Annotated in this window: 18 protein-coding genes and 1 riboswitch; of the genes, 1 reads left to right on the forward strand and 17 read right to left on the reverse strand. The window is 42.1% G+C overall.

All coding sequences use genetic code 11. The features are described 5' to 3' along the window. Nucleotides 1-10: 10 nt before the first annotated feature. Both G476_RS0109760 and G476_RS0109765 read right to left on the reverse strand, forming a co-directional pair. On the reverse strand, nucleotides 11-1,702 hold the full coding sequence (locus G476_RS0109760; RefSeq protein WP_026689943.1) for a DAK2 domain-containing protein: 1,692 nt from the start codon (nucleotides 1,700-1,702) through the stop codon (nucleotides 11-13). Nucleotides 1,703-1,728: 26 nt separating this feature from the next. Beyond that, nucleotides 1,729-2,091 (reverse strand): Asp23/Gls24 family envelope stress response protein, encoded by a 363-nt coding sequence (locus tag G476_RS0109765; RefSeq protein ID WP_026689944.1) that lies wholly within the window; start codon nucleotides 2,089-2,091, stop codon nucleotides 1,729-1,731. Between the two features lie 470 nt (nucleotides 2,092-2,561). Between G476_RS0109765 and rpmB the strand changes: the two genes are divergently transcribed. Then, nucleotides 2,562-2,750, forward strand: a complete 189-nt coding sequence (rpmB, locus tag G476_RS0109770) for a 50S ribosomal protein L28 (protein WP_026689945.1) — start codon at nucleotides 2,562-2,564, stop codon at nucleotides 2,748-2,750. Nucleotides 2,751-2,925: 175 nt separating this feature from the next. Here rpmB and spoVM read toward each other — a convergent pair whose 3' ends face one another. The 15 genes from spoVM to G476_RS0109845 form a co-directional block, all read right to left on the reverse strand. Next, entirely contained in the window at nucleotides 2,926-3,006 is an 81-nt protein-coding gene (spoVM, locus tag G476_RS21680; protein WP_035186353.1) for a stage V sporulation protein SpoVM, read from the reverse strand. 110 nt (nucleotides 3,007-3,116) lie between these two features. Then, nucleotides 3,117-3,764, reverse strand: a complete 648-nt coding sequence (locus tag G476_RS0109780; protein WP_026689946.1) for a thiamine diphosphokinase — start codon at nucleotides 3,762-3,764, stop codon at nucleotides 3,117-3,119. Between the two features lie 15 nt (nucleotides 3,765-3,779). After that, entirely contained in the window at nucleotides 3,780-4,334 is a 555-nt protein-coding gene (thiT, locus tag G476_RS0109785) for an energy-coupled thiamine transporter ThiT (RefSeq protein ID WP_026689947.1), read from the reverse strand. Between the two features lie 155 nt (nucleotides 4,335-4,489). After that, nucleotides 4,490-4,596, reverse strand: a riboswitch (TPP riboswitch). Nucleotides 4,597-4,626: 30 nt separating this feature from the next. Next, nucleotides 4,627-5,274 (reverse strand): ribulose-phosphate 3-epimerase, encoded by a 648-nt coding sequence (rpe, locus tag G476_RS0109790; protein WP_026689948.1) that lies wholly within the window; start codon nucleotides 5,272-5,274, stop codon nucleotides 4,627-4,629. A gap of 5 nt (nucleotides 5,275-5,279) precedes the next feature. Continuing rightward, entirely contained in the window at nucleotides 5,280-6,161 is an 882-nt protein-coding gene (gene rsgA / locus G476_RS0109795; RefSeq protein ID WP_026689949.1) for a ribosome small subunit-dependent GTPase A, read from the reverse strand. 21 nt (nucleotides 6,162-6,182) lie between these two features. Beyond that, nucleotides 6,183-8,240, reverse strand: coding sequence for a Stk1 family PASTA domain-containing Ser/Thr kinase (gene pknB, locus G476_RS0109800; protein WP_026689950.1), 2,058 nt, complete (start codon nucleotides 8,238-8,240; stop codon nucleotides 6,183-6,185). Continuing rightward, nucleotides 8,237-8,995, reverse strand: a complete 759-nt coding sequence (locus G476_RS0109805; RefSeq protein WP_026689951.1) for a Stp1/IreP family PP2C-type Ser/Thr phosphatase — start codon at nucleotides 8,993-8,995, stop codon at nucleotides 8,237-8,239. Before G476_RS0109805 ends, pknB begins: the two co-directional genes overlap by 4 nt. Before the next feature lie 104 nt (nucleotides 8,996-9,099). Further along, complete coding sequence (gene rsmB / locus G476_RS0109810; RefSeq protein WP_026689952.1) at nucleotides 9,100-10,449, reverse strand: 16S rRNA (cytosine(967)-C(5))-methyltransferase RsmB; 1,350 nt, start codon at nucleotides 10,447-10,449, stop codon at nucleotides 9,100-9,102. Further along, the gene (fmt, locus tag G476_RS0109815) at nucleotides 10,442-11,392 is read right to left on the reverse strand and encodes a methionyl-tRNA formyltransferase (RefSeq protein WP_026689953.1); all 951 of its coding nucleotides are present in this window, start codon (nucleotides 11,390-11,392) and stop codon (nucleotides 10,442-10,444) included. Before fmt ends, rsmB begins: the two co-directional genes overlap by 8 nt. 102 nt (nucleotides 11,393-11,494) lie before the next feature. After that, nucleotides 11,495-13,918 (reverse strand): primosomal protein N', encoded by a 2,424-nt coding sequence (gene priA / locus G476_RS0109820; protein ID WP_026689954.1) that lies wholly within the window; start codon nucleotides 13,916-13,918, stop codon nucleotides 11,495-11,497. Then, nucleotides 13,915-15,132, reverse strand: a complete 1,218-nt coding sequence (gene coaBC, locus G476_RS0109825; protein WP_026689955.1) for a bifunctional phosphopantothenoylcysteine decarboxylase/phosphopantothenate--cysteine ligase CoaBC — start codon at nucleotides 15,130-15,132, stop codon at nucleotides 13,915-13,917. The genes priA and coaBC overlap by 4 nt, the downstream gene beginning before the upstream one ends. Nucleotides 15,133-15,217: 85 nt before the next feature. Further along, entirely contained in the window at nucleotides 15,218-15,439 is a 222-nt protein-coding gene (gene rpoZ / locus G476_RS0109830) for a DNA-directed RNA polymerase subunit omega (RefSeq protein ID WP_026689956.1), read from the reverse strand. Continuing rightward, complete coding sequence (gene gmk / locus G476_RS0109835) at nucleotides 15,440-16,054, reverse strand: guanylate kinase (RefSeq protein ID WP_026689957.1); 615 nt, start codon at nucleotides 16,052-16,054, stop codon at nucleotides 15,440-15,442. A 176-nt stretch (nucleotides 16,055-16,230) separates the two neighbouring features. Then, nucleotides 16,231-16,494: an extracellular matrix/biofilm regulator RemA gene (gene remA, locus G476_RS0109840; RefSeq protein ID WP_026689958.1), complete on the reverse strand. Its 264-nt coding sequence runs from the start codon at nucleotides 16,492-16,494 to the stop codon at nucleotides 16,231-16,233. A gap of 139 nt (nucleotides 16,495-16,633) precedes the next feature. Then, nucleotides 16,634-17,518, reverse strand: coding sequence for a YicC/YloC family endoribonuclease (locus G476_RS0109845; protein ID WP_026689959.1), 885 nt, complete (start codon nucleotides 17,516-17,518; stop codon nucleotides 16,634-16,636). Between the last annotated feature and the right edge of the window lie 260 nt (nucleotides 17,519-17,778).

A 17,778-nucleotide genomic window follows, 5' to 3' on the forward strand; every position in this document is an offset into this window, starting at 1 on the left:
TAAAATGATGCTACTCTACACTAACAATGTAGGAATAAAGTGGTTGGTTTCCGCTGTGAACTTCCACTTCAACATCTTCATAACGCTCTTCTAAATATGCGACAAGTTCACTAGCTTCTTCCTCTGAACGATCTTCCCCTTGAATGATTGTCACGATTTCACTGTCTTCATCAACCATAGAGTCGAGCAGTCGCTTTGCTACCTCTTGGACTTTAGGACCGGTGGTAATAATTTTCTTACCTTCAATACCCATAAAGTCGCCTTTTTTGATATCAACGCCGTTAAGGCTCGTATCACGTACGGCATAGGTAACTTCTCCTGTTTTCACATCAGCCATAGCCTCCGTCATCGTCTCTTTGTTTCCTTCGAGATCTGTTGTCGGATTGAAAGCAAGAAGTGAAGCAAGACCTTGTGGTACCGATTTGGAAGGTACCACAACAACTTCTTCATCTACAACGCTGGTTACTTGATCAGCGGCCATAATGATATTTGAATTGTTCGGTAAAAGAATGATTTTCTTTGCATTCGCTTCTTCAATGGCTTTAACGAAGTCTTCTGTTGAAGGGTTCATCGTTTGTCCACCTTGAATAACGCCTGTTGCACCAAGTCCTTTAAATAAAGAAGCAATACCTTCGCCCATGGCTACTGTAATTATTGCGTATTCCTCTTTTTCTTTCTTCGCCTCTTCTTTATGTATGGACGCTCCGAGCTCTTCTTTCATTTGGTTCTCTAAAATAGTCGTGTGTTGTTCACGCATATTCTCTATTTTCACGTGTGTGAGAGCGCCGTATTGTTGTGCTGCAGTGATGACATTTCCCGGGTGCTCTGCATGGATGTGAATTTTCAACAAATCTTCATCAGAAACGACGAGAAGAGAATCACCGTATTCACTTAGCTTATTACGGAAAGTATCTTCATCATATGGATGCGCTTCTGTTTTTTCAGATTCGAACTTAACCATCACTTCCGTACAGTAGCCGAACTCGATGTCTTCAGTTGACATATGGCTCTGGGCGGACTGGTGGTGCTCTACTTTAACAAGCTCGTCCATAGATGGAGCCTGTTGAATAGTGGTAGTTACCTTTTCCCCTTTAAGTACAGCAAGAAACCCTTCGTAAATGGTAACAAGTCCTTGACCACCTGAATCTACAACCCCTACTTCTTTTAGAACCGGTAGAAGATCAGGCGTTCTTTCAAGTGAAGCTTTTGATTCTTTTAGTACTTCTTCCATTACGGCAATGCAGTCGTCCTCGTTCTTTGCAAATTCAACACCGCGTTTCGCTGCATCTTTCGCTACTGTAAGGATCGTTCCTTCAACCGGTTTCATTACGGCCTTATAAGCCATCTCTACTCCGTAATCGAAACCTGCACTCAAGTCTTTAGCAGAAAGAGTTTCTTTCCCTTCAACTGACTTAGAAAACCCACGGAACAACTGGGATAAAATAACTCCTGAGTTTCCTCTGGCCCCCATCAATAGTCCTTTAGCAAATGTTCCTGCTACTTCAGCTACTGAAGCCCCACTCATTTGTTTAACCTCTTTCACACCGGATGTGATCGTTAGGTTCATGTTTGTCCCTGTATCACCGTCTGGCACAGGAAACACATTGAGTGCATCAATTGCCTTTGAGTTGTTTGAAAGGTTGTTTGCTCCTTCCAGTAGCATTTCGGCAAGTTTCTTACCTTCAATCGTCTTGATAGTCACTGATGTTCCTCCTAACTCTAATCGCCCTATGGATTGGTCACTCGTACACCTTGTACAAATATGTTAACCGAGTCAACCACTAGTCCGAGCATTTGCTCAAGCTGATATTTAACTTTGGATTGTACGTTGTGTGCGACCTCTGAAATCTTCGTACCGTAACTGACAATAATGTACATGTCAATTTGTATCTCATCGTTTTCTTCACGAATGACAACACCGCGGCTTAAATTTTCTTTACCCAAAAGGTCGGTAATGCCGTCTTTTAGTTGTTTTTGTGAAGCCATTCCTACAATACCATAGCAGTCAATGGCTGCTCCGCCTGCGATCACGGCAACAACTTCTCTCGATACATCAATTTTTCCATAGTTCGTTTTCATTTCAATAGTCATGCCAAAAGCCTCCTTTTGGTTTTGCCTTCTTTGGCTATCGTCATTTTACTATACTCTCCTTTATTTTAAAAGAAAACCTTTGATTTTTGCCGATATGATAGGGAAATTCTCGAAAAAAGGTGGTTTTTTCATAAAAACGCAGCTAACCTGTGTAAAAGTCACCAACACATGTCTATAGTCTAATCGAACCCTATTCAAACTTCACACCACGTTTGAAAACCTTGTAACCTGATTTTTTACGAGTCTCCTTCACGCTTCCCCTACTGCATTACTATCGAATTATTTCTGTTAAAAGATTAATGTGGAAACGATTTCCTCATTGTTGGTTATGGTGTCAAGAATTTTTCCTTGATAAACCCTTCATATCCTCTTGAAATATATATAGGGCTATGCTAAGATTACTTAGTATTTTATTGCAACTTAAGATGATTGTCTGCAATGTTCGTTTTTAATGAAGGAGGGAAATTATTATGGCACGTAGATGTGTAGTAACTGGTCGCGGACCTAGCTCCGGTAACAAACGTTCTCACGCATTGAACGCAACGAAGCGCCGCTGGGGTGCTAACGTTCAAAAAGTACGCATCCTGGTTGATGGTAAGCCTAAGCGCGTATATGTATCAGCGCGAGCGTTAAAATCAGGAAAAGTTCAGCGCGTATAATCGTGTGTGACCATGGGTCACCACTCAACATAACTACAATAAACGCTTATGAACACACGAAAAAACGGCGACCATGAGGGCGCCGTTTTTTGTATGTCTAAAGAAAGTGCGGGTTCAAAAAGGAGGAAACGGGATCGTACACCCCAATCCTCCGTCCTTTCTGAACAGGTGAGTATTACCCCTTTTTGAACGTCCCCAGCATCGCCCGAACGACACCGCCTAAAAACTTGGGCAATTTGATCGTATAAAACTTCATGTTTCCCCCTCCTTGAGTGAGCTCCCGCCTATTCCTAATGTAAAATGGATGTAAGATAACGTGCTTCGTTATTACAAGTATATTCACGACATGAAAAATAGTACCATTTTTTAATCGTCAACGGTCTCCATAAACAACAAATACCCTTCCTTAAACGTGACACGCCCTACATTTTCAACCAACTCATTACTCACACACAAGGTTGTACCTTGGGTAAGAGTATGATCATCAAGGGTATACTTGAAACCGCTCATCGAAAGCCCTTCCACTTGAGAGGAAAGTGGAATACATGAAAAATACGACCCCTGAGTACAGTTTACTGCATACGTCCCTGGAGCCTTTAATTCAATCTGGTTTTGACGATCCACAATCGTCACGTCAACACCGTTTTCGACCCCTTTAAAAAGGAGGTGGACGTTTGCAAACAAATGATCGAGCCTACCTCCAGTGCAACCGTAAAGGTAAATGTGATCTGGTGAACGATTGATCGCTTCGGTCAAAGCAATTTCAAGATCCGTTTCATTTTTTTCTTGTGGGTAAACATTTAAGGAAACAGCCTTTTTATTTATCCACTCCATCTCAGTGGCTGAAACAGAATCAAAGTCTCCAAATGCTTCATTTGGAACAATTCCGTTCTTTAAAAGGCGAAACACACCACGATCTACACCAAACCAAACCGCTTCTTTATGTCTTTCCTTTAACGTTTCATAGAAGGGCACAAATTCTTTAGGCCCACCTGCCATAATCGCAATATCCATCCGAAAGCGCTCCCTTTATGATGATGCATGTAAAATACGTTTATTTGCTTTCATTAAGAAAATCATCACCAATAACGTGATTACAAATGATGGTGCCAAATACGTAATGTTATAAACAAATGAGTAAATGTATGCATTTGCTGCATCAGGGGCAAACACATCAATCCAAATCACACCCGAAAAGAAGTGTGCGGTAAAGCGGAGCAACGTACCAAAAAACACCCCTAAAAAAATCATTGTGACTCTCTTTCCGGCACTCGTTTGTTCACTAAAAGCAAACAGCCCTGCAAAACCGACCACAAGAAAGGCTACAGGGTAGTCAAGAATCGCTTGCGCCGGATGAACGATAAACGGGTTGAATGAAAGGTTTAGTAAACCTACAATCAGCCCAGTTGCAAGGCCAGCTTTCAATCCTCTTCTAAACGCCATAATAAAAATCGGAAGCATCATTAGAGAGATAGACCCTCCTTGTAGCCATGCTAATCCAAAGCTCAAGAAATCGAGTAAAAATCCAATTGCTCCCATCAGTGCTACTTCAGCCATTACAACTACTTTTGATCGATTATTCATACATTCTCTCCTTATTGTTATTCCCACTACATGAACAAAAACGCTGGACTAGGAAAAAAAAGGAAATCTCCCAAAACAGAATCATGCACATATAGGAAAACGTAAATTCGTAAAGAAAAAAAAAGCAACTGCACAAATGCAGCTGCTTTTCTACGCAAGAAAGCAAACCACATCCCTGCGCAAGTGTGAACTTACAGGTTCAAAGGGTCGAAGCGATCACAGCTTCCTCTCAGCCTTTCTAAAGACTCCCCTCGTGGGTTAACATGAAATTTTAATAGACTTCATTATAACGTTAACCGCGAATTTGTTCAATGGCTTGTTTTCGATCGGATTGATTGTAAATGGCAGAACCGGCTACCAAGACATTGGCCCCCGCCTCTACACAAAGACGTGCCGTCTCCGGATTCACACCACCATCAATTTCAATATCCATATCCTTACGCCCAGCACGGTCACACATTTCTTTCACTTGAGCAATTTTAGGGACAACACTGTGAATGAAGGACTGACCACCAAAGCCCGGATTAACGGTCATTAGTAGAATGAGGTCTACATCATCAATGACATGTTGGATCGTCTCAACAGGTGTCGCAGGATTAAGGACTACCCCTGCTTTAACCCCTTCCTCTTTTATCAAATGAACGGTTCGGTGCAAATGGGGACAAGCTTCAACATGAACGGAGATAATGTCTGCTCCCGCTTTTGCAAACTCCGGAATATATTGATCAGGGTTCTCAATCATCAAATGAACATCCAATGGAAGATTGGTAATTGGACGAATGGCATCCACAATTAAAGGTCCGATTGTAATGTTTGGCACAAAATGCCCGTCCATTACATCGACGTGGATGTAATCGGCTCCCCCTTGTTCTACCTCTTTTATTTCATTCCCAAGCTTTGCAAAATCAGCTGATAATATCGATGGTGCTATTTTTGTCATGATGATTAGTACCTCCGCTTTTGGTTTTTTATTTCTTCAGCGAATTGAAGATAATGGTCATAGCGGGACCTCTTGACTTCCCCTGTCTCAACCGCTTGTTTAACCGCACATTTTGGCTCATTAATATGGGTACACCCTCTAAATTTACAGTCGTTCATACGCTTTCTCATTTCAGGAAAAGTGTAGGTGAGCCCTTCCACATCCATTCCCTCAAAATCCAATGAGCTGAACCCTGGCGTATCTGCTACATAGCCATCATCTACAGGAATAAGTTCCACATGACGTGTAGTATGCTTTCCTCGACCTAAACTTTTCGAAATCTTGTCAGTTGCCAGATTTAAGTCTGGTTTCAGCGCGTTCAGTAATGAGCTTTTACCAACGCCTGATTGGCCTGCAAACACTGACACTCTGCCACGAAGAAAAGGCCTTAGCATTTCAATGGTTTCATCCACATAGATAGATGTACTAATCACCGTGTAACCAAGTTCCTTGTACATCGCTTCTGCTTCGTTCATCTTTTCTTCTTTTTGTTCGTCGAGCAAATCGATTTTAGACAAACAAATAAGTGGTTCAATTTCATTAGCCTCTACGTGTACCAAAAACTTATCTAGCAATAAGGGGCTGAAATCAGGCTCTTGTGTGGAAAAAACAAGAACCGCTTGTTCCACATTTGATATCGGTGGTCTTACAAGCTGGTTTTCTCTTTCGTGTACCTCAAGAACATAACCATCCGTTTTGTTTTCAGCTTCAAATTCGACTCTATCCCCGACCAATGGAGTAATCTTTCGTTTACGAAAGTTCCCTCGTCCCCGGCATTGAAAGATTCCATTTTCGTTTTCAACATAGTAAAAGCCGCTCAACGCTTTTATAATCCGTCCTTCTGCCATGCAAACCTCCTTCACGGTGAGCTATTGTCCGTTATTTTCAATTTCCAATAGATCTTCGTACGTATAAGCCATCGGGCTTGAATCTTGTTCCTCGCCATTATAATACAGGAATACGTATCCAATTTCATCTTCATCATCCAATACCATAGGAATCAAAAAGGTTGTCGACTCTTCCACTTCTTCTTCTACAACTACTGTTGCTTCATCCGTTGTAGAATCCAAACGCTCAATCCTTACAGAAAGTGGTTCTTCTAGATCTTCAGGGAATTCTATAGTTAACGGGACCTCTTGTTCAATTGGAACCTGCTCTTCTTCTAAAGGTTCTTCCTCTTGTGATCCTTCCAATTCACCTTCGTCTTCTTCTGCCTGAGGCTCAGGTCCAAGAGAGAATATAACAGTTACTCTTGTAATCTCATCTATTTCAGTACCTCTACTCGGATCGTGTGAAATGACGGTCCCTTCTGAAACACTATCGCTATATCGTTCTTCGAAAGTGGCCGATAGAAGCGATTCTTCCGAAATATAGGCCATGACTTCTTCTCTTGAGTAGCCTATTAAGTTCCTCATGACCATGACCGGCTTTTCACTTACGATAAGCCTGACTGTCGTTTCGTTCATGATCACTTGTTGCCCAGCTTCCGGCCACTGCTCAAGTATCGTTTCATCTTCTACGGTGTCATCCACTCTCGTTTGAACCTCAACCTCTCTATAGTCACCTAATACCTGTTCGGCTTCGGGTAACGACATTCCAATAACGTCATCCATGGGCACTTCAGCCGCACCTTCACTTACTCTTAACGTGACCAAGGTATCTACCTTTACTGACGTCCCCGCTCTTGGATAGTGACTGATTACGGAGCCTTCAGGTACTTCGTCATGAGGGAACTCGTCGATCTGTACACGAAGATCCATATCAATAAGCTGCTCTGCTGCCTCATCCGCTTCCATTCCTTCAAGATGATCAGGTATGGTTACTTCATCCACGTGGAGCCATTGGGGTAACCATGTGAAGGCTACAAACACAGACCCAAGTAATAAAACAAAAATAATAATCATCGCTGTGAGCCACTTTTTCCAGCCCCCTTTTTTCTTAACAGAGGGGTCTTTTTTACTTTCCAAAGCTTTTGCTTGAACAAGAGGGGTTCCAGCAATCATCGTCTCTTCTTGTTTGTCACTCTTATCAGGAGGTGTGACAATAGGGATGGCCTCCGTTTGGGCTTCGTTCAGTCCACCAATAACATAAGTACTTTCATTGACACGCGAGGCACTTAGAACCGTGTTTAAATCCGATTCCATATCAGACGCAGTTGCATAACGGTCAATTGGGTCTTTTGCAGTTGCTTTTATAATTGCATTCTCCACACTTTGAGGAATGTGTGGTTTTACTTTTCTTATTGAAGGAAGTGGTGTTTGCAAATGTTTAATCGCAATCGATACGGCAGTGTCTCCGTTAAAGGGAACCTGACCTGCCAACATTTCATACAGGACGATTCCAAGAGAATAAATATCGGATTTATAAGTGACATGTCCACCTCGAGCTTGCTCCGGAGATAAATAGTGCACTGATCCCAAGATTGAGTTCGTGTGGGTAATGGTAGCCTCACTAATTGCCCTGGCAATACCAAAATCCGTAATTTTTGGTGTTCCGTCAGGCCCAATCAAAATATTGTGCGGTTTAATATCTCTATGAATGATGCGGTTAAGGTGAGCGTGTGCGATTGCCGATGATAAATCCTTCATGATGCGGACTGCTACGTCAACTTTTAAACCATCTTGTTCGTTTATATATTGTTTTAACGTAGGACCATCTACATATTCCATTACGATATAATAGAGATTGTCTTCTTCACCCACATCATAAATATTCACAACATTTGGATGAGAAAGGCTTGATGCCGCTTCTGCTTCTCTTCTAAACCTGCGGATAAAATCGTTATCTTGGGAGAATTGGTTTTTCAAAACCTTTACTGCAACATCCCGATCAAGAATAATATCATGTGCCAAATAAACATCTGCCATGCCTCCGCCGCCGATGAGCTTTAATATCTTGTAACGTTGGCTAAGACGTTTTCCAATCATGTTTGGTCCACGCCCTCTATCGGTAATTCCAGTCGTACAATTGCAATGGTCACATTATCCTCTCCGCCTCGTTCGTTGGCTACTCGAATCAATTCCTCGGCCGTCTCTTGGAGAGAGGTACCTCTATTCATATAATGCTCAATTTCATGACTTTGAACTTTATCTGTTAGGCCATCCGTACATAATAAAAGGGCATCTCCTTCTTCCCAGCCAATTGATTCGACGTCGACATTTACACTTGCTTCTGTTCCAAGTGCCCTCAAAACGACGTTGCGTCTCGGATGATGCATTGCCTCATCTTCCGAAATTTGACCCGACTTTACTAACTCCCCTACGAGAGAATGATCTTCAGTCAATTGTCTGAACGATGTATTTGTTTTTAAGTAAATTCTAGAATCACCAACATGTGCCACTGTGACAAACTCATCTGTACAAATAGCAGCAACAACCGTTGTACCCATCCCTTGACAATCTGCCTCATCCATCGCATGACGATAGAGCTCAGCATTAATCTCGTGGATCGAATGTCGAAGCCACTGCTCTGCATCAGAAGGTTTAGTAAACTCTCCAGTACCGTTCCACTTACTCACCATCGATACCTTTGTCATCTGACTAGCAACATCTCCTGCTTGATGTCCTCCCATTCCATCAGCAACGACAACAAGCATTTGATTTTTCGAATTGTAAGCGTAAGCCCCATCGTCTTCATTATGAGCCCTCACTTGCCCTACATCTGTCCTTAAGACAGCTTTCATGATTGATCCCCTCTTTCTATAACACTCCCATACTGCAAACCAATAACATGTACCTATTCGCTAAAAAAAGGTTTTTCTCCTTTACATTAGGGGAAAAGTATTCCTTACGCTTTTTTTGTTACAGCTGTTATAAAGAAACCGTCTGTATCGAAATCGCTTGGGAAAACTTGTACCAATCCCTTCTCGTTCAAAAGCGGCTTGACTCTCTTTGGTAATCGATTAGGCAGTTGCGGATCGATCTGGGCATTTGGTTCGTTTTCAAGAAACGTTGCTACTACGTGATCATTCTCTTCTCTATCTATTGTACAAGTACTGTAAACGAGGGTTCCCCCGGGTTTTAAAAGAGACCAGACGCTGTTTAGAATAGCTAGTTGAATCTCTGATAGCCTTTTGACATCGTCTTCACTTTTCGTCCACTTCATATCAGGCTTCCTTTTAATCACACCAAGTCCAGAACAAGGGGCATCCACTAAGATACGATCGAAGCTTTCCTTCTCAAACTTTTCATGTGCTCTTCTGGCATCAAGCTTTTCCGCTTGAATATTGGTTAAATCGAGGCGTCCTGCTTGTTCCTCAATGAGAGCTACTTTTTGCTTATGAATATCAAGGCTTCGAATAACACCTGTGTTGTTCATCGTTTCTGCAATGTGTGTGCTTTTTCCACCCGGTGCTGCACAGGCATCAAGAACATGTTCTCCTTCTTTCGCACCGAGCGCATGAGCCACGATCATGGAACTTTCATCTTGGATCGCAACAAAGCCTTCTTTAAATACTCGGGTTCTAGATAGGACACCGTTGGTCACGATTAAGGCCTCTGGTATAACCTCACTAGGAACAGCAGTTACGCCTTCTTCTTGGAGCAAGCTCAAGACCTCATCCAGGGTTGCTTTCGTTTGGTTCACTCTCGCCGATTGTTTCGGATGTAGGAGATTAGCTTCACAAATCTCTTCACACTTCTTTTCACCGTACTGTCTTATCCAGCGTTCTACAAGCCATTCTGGATGACTCGTTTTTACAGCAAGCTTCTTAATGGGGTCTTCAATCTCATTCACATCAGGCAATCCTTCTCTTTGCATTGATCGAAGAACGCCGTTTACCATTCCTGAAATTCCTTTATGGCCTCGCTTTTTGGCAATTTGAACGGCTTCATAAAAGGCTGCGCGTTCAGGGATTCGATCAAGATAAGCGGTTTGATATACAGTTAGTTCCAACAGAATTTTCACCCACTGGTCCAATTTATCGAGTGGCTTTTTAACAAAAGGGCTGATGTAGAAGTCCAGTGTTTTTTTATGCTGAATGGTTCCGTATACGATCTCTGTGAATAACCCTATATCTTTGGGGCTAATCTTGTTTCTTTTAATCGTATCGTTCAATAACAGGTGACTGTATGCCTGGTTTTTTTCAACTTTAAGTAATACATCAAGGGCTGCCTCTCTTACGTTACCGTTACTCATGACTTCCTCCTAAAACTGTTCCGATCAAAAGCTTACTTCCTTGTCCATGGTAAAAGGTTTTTGCATCCATGCGTTTTTTGCCAGAAGGCTGGATATCAGTGATGGTAACGGCCTTTTGGTCCCCTGTAACAACCATAACTCCTGACTCGTCTACTTGAACAACGGTACCTGGTTTTTCATCAAAACGTTGATCTACCAAATCAGTCCACCAAATCTTTAAGCGGTTCCCGTCCCAGGTGGTATACGCAACTGGCCATGGGTGAAGTCCTCTAACGTGGTTGTAAATGTCTCTTGCAGACTGACCCCAGTCAACTACTTCTTGATCTTTGGTAATATTAGGGGCGAATGTGACTTTTTCTTCATCTTGTGGAACTGCTTGAATGGTTTCTGCTTGAATGCTTGGAAGCGTATCTTTTAACAGCTCAGCTCCCAGCGTGCTTAGTTTAGTAAATAATGTGCCGGTATGATCCTCTTCGTTAATCGGTATTGCTCGTTGGGACAAAACATCTCCTGCATCGAGAGCTTCCACCATATACATAATTGAAATTCCCGTTTCTTTTTCTCCGTCAATAACGGCCTGGTGAATTGGCGCGCCGCCTCTGTATTTCGGAAGTAATGATGCATGAACATTCACACACCCCAGTCTTGGAACATCCAATAACCCTTGAGGTAAAATCTGACCGAAAGCAGCAGTGATGATGAGGTCCGGAGCCATTATTTCAATTTTCTTCCATTCTTCCTCATTTCTAATTCTTTCAGGCTGAAGGACAAGTAAGCCATGCTTTAAGGCTTCCACTTTCACGGGTGGAGGAGTGAGCTCTCGTTTTCTTCCCTTTGGACGGTCCGGCTGCGTCACCACACCGATTATGTCATACCCTTCCTTAAGCAGCATTTGTAGAACAGGGACAGAGAAGTCCGGTGTTCCCATAAAGACAATTTTCATTTATAGTAGCGCTCCTTTATCTTTTCCTTTGACTATTTACGTATAGATTGTTATTTTTTGTTTTTTCATTGATTAACCATGGTGTTCGGTATTTACCGTTCCCTACATCATCATGTAAGGATTTGTATCAATTGTAATCATCAAGTCTGTTCTGCTCATTTCCGTTTGGTAGGTTTTGAGTATTTCTTGCAAAACATGGACAATCTGTGGTTCAACTTTGTATTTTATCATGCATTGATAGCGATATCTATCTTTGATCCGGGGGATGGCAGACGTTGCAGGCCCGTGAATCACAGTTGTTTCTGATAAACATTGACGCAAGAAATCGGCAATTTTTCCCGTCACCGAAACAACTGTTGCTAGATCAGTCGCACTTACGTTTATCAGCGTGACAAAGAAGTACGGTGGATATTCACCTTGCTTTCTAAAATACATTTCTCGTTGAAAAAAGGACAGATAATCATGCTCTTTTACAAGCTGAATACTAAAATGCTCAGGAGTATAGCTCTGGACAACAACTTCTCCAGGTTTACTGTGCCTACCTGCCCGTCCGCTCACTTGTGTAAGAAGCTGGAAGGTCTTCTCAGAAGCTCTGAAATCGGGAATATGGAGCATCGTATCAGCTGTTAAAACCCCAACCAGTGTTATGTTTGGAAAGTCCAGACCTTTTGCAATCATCTGTGTTCCTAAAAGGATATCTCCCTCACCTTTTTCAAAACTTGTTAGTAGTTTTTCATGTGACCCTTTCCTTCGGGTCGTATCCACGTCCATTCGGATTACTCTCGCTTTTGGAAGGACCTTTTTTAATTCTTCTTCTACTTTTTGAGTACCTGAGCCAAAGAACCGTATGTGCTCACTGTCACACTCGGGACATCGATTCGGCTTGGTCACTTGGTACCCGCAATAATGGCATTGACACGTTTGATTGGCTCTGTGATACGTAAGCGAAATATCGCAATGAGGACACTCTGCTACATACCCACAGTCTCGACACAACACGAATGTGGAATACCCCCGCCTGTTTAAAAAGAGGACGATTTGCTCCTTTTTCTCAAGACGGTCATTCATACTATCGAGAAGTTTTTTTGAGAACATACTCCGATTGCCATTTTTCAGCTCGTCACGCATATCGATAATATCTACGTCAGGGAGCTTCACATCGTTCACTCGCCGATCCATTGTGATTAAGGAGTACACGCCTTTTTTTGCCCGAGCAAAGCTTTCAAGACTTGGCGTTGCACTTCCTAAAATGACTGGGCAGCCGTACCTTCTTCCTCTTTCAATAGCTACATCTCTGGCATGATACCTTGGGGCTTCTTCTTGTTTGTAGCTGGATTCATGTTCCTCATCGATGATGATCATCCCCAAGTTTTCAAACGGGGCAAAGATCGCTGAGCGTGCACCAACAACAACCGTGACTTCCTTATCACGTATTTTCCGCCATTCATCGTATTTCTCTCCCTTTGATAACGCACTGTGAAGGACTGCAACGTTAGAGCCGAATCTTCCTTTGAATCTGTGTACCATCTGAGGAGTTAAGCTAATTTCAGGAACGAGAACAATCGCTTCTTTTCCTTTTTTTAGCGCATGGTCAATAGCCTGAAGATAAACTTCCGTTTTACCGCTTCCAGTAATTCCGTGAACAAGAAACGTATCATGTCTGTTCTCATGAACGGATGCCAGGATTTTTTTTAGGGCTTCTGCTTGCTGATCCATAAGGGGGAGCGCTTTAGAAACGTTAAATTCGCGGCCTTCATAAGGGTCGCGGTACTCCTCTACATCAGATTGCTTTAGGATTCCTTTTGATATTAGGGATTTTATTGTGGCTTGGGACGTACCTGTAAGTTCTAAGAGCCTTGCCTGTGCAATAGGTTCGTTTCTTTCCTTGAAAAAACGAAGCATCTCACTCTGCTTCGGTGCTCGCTTCTCAAATTCCAAGGCTCTTGTTTCAAGTTCTTCTCTAGAACATGTTGTATGTATGACTCTTGTTTTCTTTTTTGTTTCATTCGATTTTACGAGGGGTTCTATAAAGAGGTGCCCAGCCTTTACATCTTTTTGAACACTTGCAAGTAAGGTTTCAGATGACTTTTTAAGATCCTCCCACATGGCATAGCCTTTTTTACTAAACCAAGGCTTTAATGAATCTGCTAAGTCCTCTATCGTCGCTTCTTTAGTTAGCTGAATTCGCTTATGATAAGATGCTCTCATCGCAGCTGGAAGCATAGACTTTAGGGCGATTACTTGTAGACATAATGTTTTTATGGTTAACCACTCTGCCAAATCAAGTAACTCACTTGTAAGAGCTGGTTTCACGTCAACAATGTCTTCTACTTCCTTTAATTTGGATGTGTCGAAGTCCGTCTCCTGTTTAATCGCCAGCACAAACCCTTGTACTTTTCTTGGACCAAACGGTACGATGACTCTCATCCCAGCTTGAACCGTTTCTTTAAAAGGTTCAGGAACGAGATAATCGAAGGCTTTATTCGTTTGCTTACTCGCAACATCTACAATGACACTGGCAATCATCTCTTATCACGCTCTTCGAACAATTCATCGGCCGCGTCCAAAATTTTTGTTGCAACCTCTTTCTTTTGTAATAAAGGTAGTGATTGAGCTTCTTGATCACGTCTAATGAGGGTAATCGCATTTGTGTTACTTTGAAAGCCTGAACCCGGATCGACAATGGAGTTTGCACACACCATATCAAGGTTCTTGGATTGGAGCTTCTTTTCAGCGTAGCTTATGACTTGCTCACTTTCAGCTGCAAATCCGACTAGAATTTGATGTTCTTTTCTCTCACCTAATTCTTTTAATATATCTTTCGTGCGCTCCATAGGGATGGTCATGTCATCATTGGATTTTTTCACTTTTTGCTCAAACGTTTCACTTGGACGGTAATCCGCTACTGCAGCCGATTTAATGACGAGGTCTTGATCATGGTATCTAGAGATTACCGCATCATACATTTCTTCTGCTGTGGTCACTCTGACTGTTGTCACTCCTGGAGGGTCTAAAAGTGAAGACGGTCCACTAACAAGAGTGACTGTAGCTCCTCGTTTTGCTGCCTCTTCTGCTATGGAATACCCCATTTTTCCTGATGACCGGTTAGAGAAAAAACGAACCGGATCAATGGTTTCTTGTGTTGGTCCGGCTGTGACCAAAACGTTGCGACCTTTCCATTGGGGATGCAGCTGTTGAGAGAAGAATGCCTCCGCCTCTTTCACAATCACTTCCGGCTCTTCCATACGCCCTTTCCCTTCATACCCGCATGCTAAAAACCCTTCTCCTGGTTCAATGAACGTGTAACCGAAGGATCGTAACGTATCCATGTTTTTTGTGACTGCTGGATGTGCATACATATGTACATTCATGGCAGGCGCGATCATGACAGGGGCTGTCACTGCCAATAAAGTCGTTGTAACCATATCATCGGCGATGCCGTTAGCAATTTTACCGATGACATTTGCTGTGGCCGGAGCAACAATAACCAAATCCGCCCAGTCGGCAATATCGATATGAGCGATCTTTTCCGGATCTTTCTCATTAAACGTGTCCATATGAACAGGGTTTCTTGATAAAGCCTGGAATGTCAGAGGTGTAACGAATTCAGCTGCGGACTTTGTCATTAACACTTTCACATCAAAACCACTCTGAGATAATTTACTCGTTAAAGCTGCAGCTTTAAAAACAGCAATACCCCCTGTTACACATAGCAATACTCTTTTTTTGCCACTCATCATCGTTCCTCCCGTCTTAAATTGTTACATTCACTTTACCTTAAAAAAGCCCGCTATGACAATCCATCATAGCGGGCTTTTGAGGTGTTTACTCTTCCCCTGGTTTCAGTTCAAGACGCTCAAAGTGGATTTTGTCAGCCACAATCTCTTCAAGTGCCATTCCGACCAAGTTCACGGAACGAGGGTTATCCAGCTTGAGTTTTGCTTCCGTATTATCTCTCAAGTCTCTGGCACGTCTTGCAGACACGGTTACAAGCGTGTACTTGGAATCAATTTTTTTCATCAAGCTATCAATAGATGGGTTTAACATTTACTCGACCTCCGCTAATTCTTTGTATTTTTCGATTAATCGCTCTTGCTTACAATGTTCAGCGGTTACGATGGATTTAATTCGTTCCACAGCCAATTCCACTTCATCATTTTCTACTACATAATCATACTTGCTCATCATTTCAATCTCTTCTTTAGCAACGGTCATCCGACTATCAATAAGATCTTTCGTCTCTGTACCTCGACCTTGAAGGCGACTTCTGAGCTCTTTTAAGCTTGGTGGCATTAGGAAGATGAATACACCTTCTGAGAAGGATTCTCGGACTTGAAGAGCTCCTTGGACTTCAATCTCCAAAATGACGTCCTTTCCTTCTGCCAGCGTTTTTTCAACATAATCACGAGGAGTTCCGTAATAGTTGTCTACGTACTTTGCCCATTCTAGGAGTTGATTGTTTTCGATCATACTCTCGAATTCTTCCTTCGGTTTGAAGAAATAATTCACCCCATCAATTTCCCCTTCTCTAGGGTTTCTTGTGGTTGCTGAAACGGAGTACTGAATATCCGTATCATGGTTTCTAAGAGCGGCACAAACCGTTCCCTTACCCACACCAGAAGGGCCGGATAAAACAATCAACAAACCTCTATCTTTTTTCATAGTAACCTCCATCGTCCAAATCTAAACTTACAAACACGAAGCCACCGGAGAGATACCGATGGCAACAGTGTCTAGTTATACATTCCTTTGTACTAATGTACAAAAGTTCAAGGAAATATGCAAGCAGTGAATGTATAAATTAACGCTACAATTCCCCTATCAAACGAACATATAAACTATTCGTCCGTTACATCATCTTTATTGTTAATCACTCGTTGTGCGACAGTTTCAGGCTGCACCGCTGACAAAATAACATGGTCGCTATCAGCAATGATGACAGCTCTCGTTCGACGGCCATATGTAGCATCTACAAGCATATTGCGATCTCTGGCATCTGTGATGATTCGTTTAATCGGTGCACTCTCAGGACTGACGATGGAAATAATTCGATTTGCAGATACAATGTTTCCAAAACCAATATTAATTAATTTAATGTCCATACTCTCATTCCCCTGTCTATCTATAAAATTATCATGAAACGCAATGAATTGAAGTAGGGTGTATGTACAACAATATACAGGTACGTTACCTTTTCACTAACGTAGCCCCCGATAAGAGAAATTATACCTAGGTGAATCTCTATTCGATATTTTGTACTTGTTCCCTTACCTTTTCAAGCTCTGATTTCAAGTCGACAACCCGTTGACTAATTTGGATGTCATTCGCTTTAGAGCCGATCGTATTAAACTCTCGGTTTAGTTCTTGAACCAAAAAGTCAAGTTTTCGACCAACTACGCCACCACCTTCAAGAATAGCGTCAAATTGCTTTAGATGGCTGTCAATTCGAGTTAGTTCTTCTTGAATATCGGACTTATCACTGTAGACGGCGACTTCTGTTAAGATTCGTCCCTCATCTGCCTCAAACTTCCCTTCAAGAAATTGATTCACTCGTTTATGAAGTCTCTCTTGATATTGCTCTGAAACAATGGGGGCATATTCTTTAAGTTGTGTTGCCCACTCCCGCATTAAGGAGGATCGGTGAATAAGGTCACGGTACAGTTCTTTGCCTTCTTCTTGACGCATCGTATGTAATTGCACTGCGGCTTGTTCAACGGCATGGATCAACAAGCTTTTTACTTCTTCAGAGACGTCATCTGATTCATCGATGGAAATAACGTCCTCATGGGTTAACATTTGTTCAAATGGAAAATCGCTTTTGTTTACGTTAAATCGTTTTTTCATTTCCTCAAATGTAGTGACATATTGTTCAAGCAAATCCCAATCCACGTTAACGGCCCTCTTGGAGACGCTTTCACCACCTATGGTTATAAAAACGTCCACTTTTCCACGGTTAACGAGTTTTCCAACCGCTTTTTTCAAACGATCTTCTATCATTAAAAATGGGCGAGGCATACGAATGTTTACTTCTGAAAAACGGTGATTTACACTTTTCATTTCCACTGTAACATGAAAAGAGTCATTCTGCTGAAGAGAGCTTCCATATCCTGTCATACTCACGATCATGTCTATCACATCCACTCTAATTCTATTTTAGAATACCATATTAAAGATCGATAGGAAAAGTCATCTCATCAAGGGTTGTATGTATGCAAGAGTAAAAATTTAGAGAAATGACTTTAAGTCAGCCTTTGACCATACGAGCAAGGATCTACCTTCCTAACGTGTCTACACAACGCTTGGGTAAAACCGTAACATGCTCTTCTATAATGGAAGTCAACTTGAAAGAACCTTCATTCAATTTAAATCCCTTGAAAAAAGTAGAG

This window comes from Alteribacter aurantiacus DSM 18675, assembly GCF_000429705.1.
Classification (GTDB): domain Bacteria; phylum Bacillota; class Bacilli; order Bacillales; family Salisediminibacteriaceae; genus Alteribacter; species Alteribacter aurantiacus.

Coding starts and splice junctions, on each gene's coding strand:
- G476_RS0109765 (WP_026689944.1), bottom strand. CDS start 2,091: ATGACTATTGAAATGAAAACGAACTATGGAAAAATTGATGTATCGAGA.
- rpmB (WP_026689945.1), top strand. CDS start 2,562: ATGGCACGTAGATGTGTAGTAACTGGTCGCGGACCTAGCTCCGGTAAC.
- spoVM (WP_035186353.1), bottom strand. CDS start 3,006: ATGAAGTTTTATACGATCAAATTGCCCAAGTTTTTAGGCGGTGTCGTT.
- G476_RS0109780 (WP_026689946.1), bottom strand. CDS start 3,764: ATGGATATTGCGATTATGGCAGGTGGGCCTAAAGAATTTGTGCCCTTC.
- thiT (WP_026689947.1), bottom strand. CDS start 4,334: ATGAATAATCGATCAAAAGTAGTTGTAATGGCTGAAGTAGCACTGATG.
- rpe (WP_026689948.1), bottom strand. CDS start 5,274: ATGACAAAAATAGCACCATCGATATTATCAGCTGATTTTGCAAAGCTT.
- rsgA (WP_026689949.1), bottom strand. CDS start 6,161: ATGGCAGAAGGACGGATTATAAAAGCGTTGAGCGGCTTTTACTATGTT.
- pknB (WP_026689950.1), bottom strand. CDS start 8,240: ATGATTGGAAAACGTCTTAGCCAACGTTACAAGATATTAAAGCTCATC.
- G476_RS0109805 (WP_026689951.1), bottom strand. CDS start 8,995: ATGAAAGCTGTCTTAAGGACAGATGTAGGGCAAGTGAGGGCTCATAAT.
- rsmB (WP_026689952.1), bottom strand. CDS start 10,449: ATGAGTAACGGTAACGTAAGAGAGGCAGCCCTTGATGTATTACTTAAA.
- fmt (WP_026689953.1), bottom strand. CDS start 11,392: ATGAAAATTGTCTTTATGGGAACACCGGACTTCTCTGTCCCTGTTCTA.
- priA (WP_026689954.1), bottom strand. CDS start 13,918: ATGATTGCCAGTGTCATTGTAGATGTTGCGAGTAAGCAAACGAATAAA.
- coaBC (WP_026689955.1), bottom strand. CDS start 15,132: ATGATGAGTGGCAAAAAAAGAGTATTGCTATGTGTAACAGGGGGTATT.
- rpoZ (WP_026689956.1), bottom strand. CDS start 15,439: ATGTTAAACCCATCTATTGATAGCTTGATGAAAAAAATTGATTCCAAG.
- gmk (WP_026689957.1), bottom strand. CDS start 16,054: ATGAAAAAAGATAGAGGTTTGTTGATTGTTTTATCCGGCCCTTCTGGT.
- remA (WP_026689958.1), bottom strand. CDS start 16,494: ATGGACATTAAATTAATTAATATTGGTTTTGGAAACATTGTATCTGCA.
- G476_RS0109845 (WP_026689959.1), bottom strand. CDS start 17,518: ATGATCGTGAGTATGACAGGATATGGAAGCTCTCTTCAGCAGAATGAC.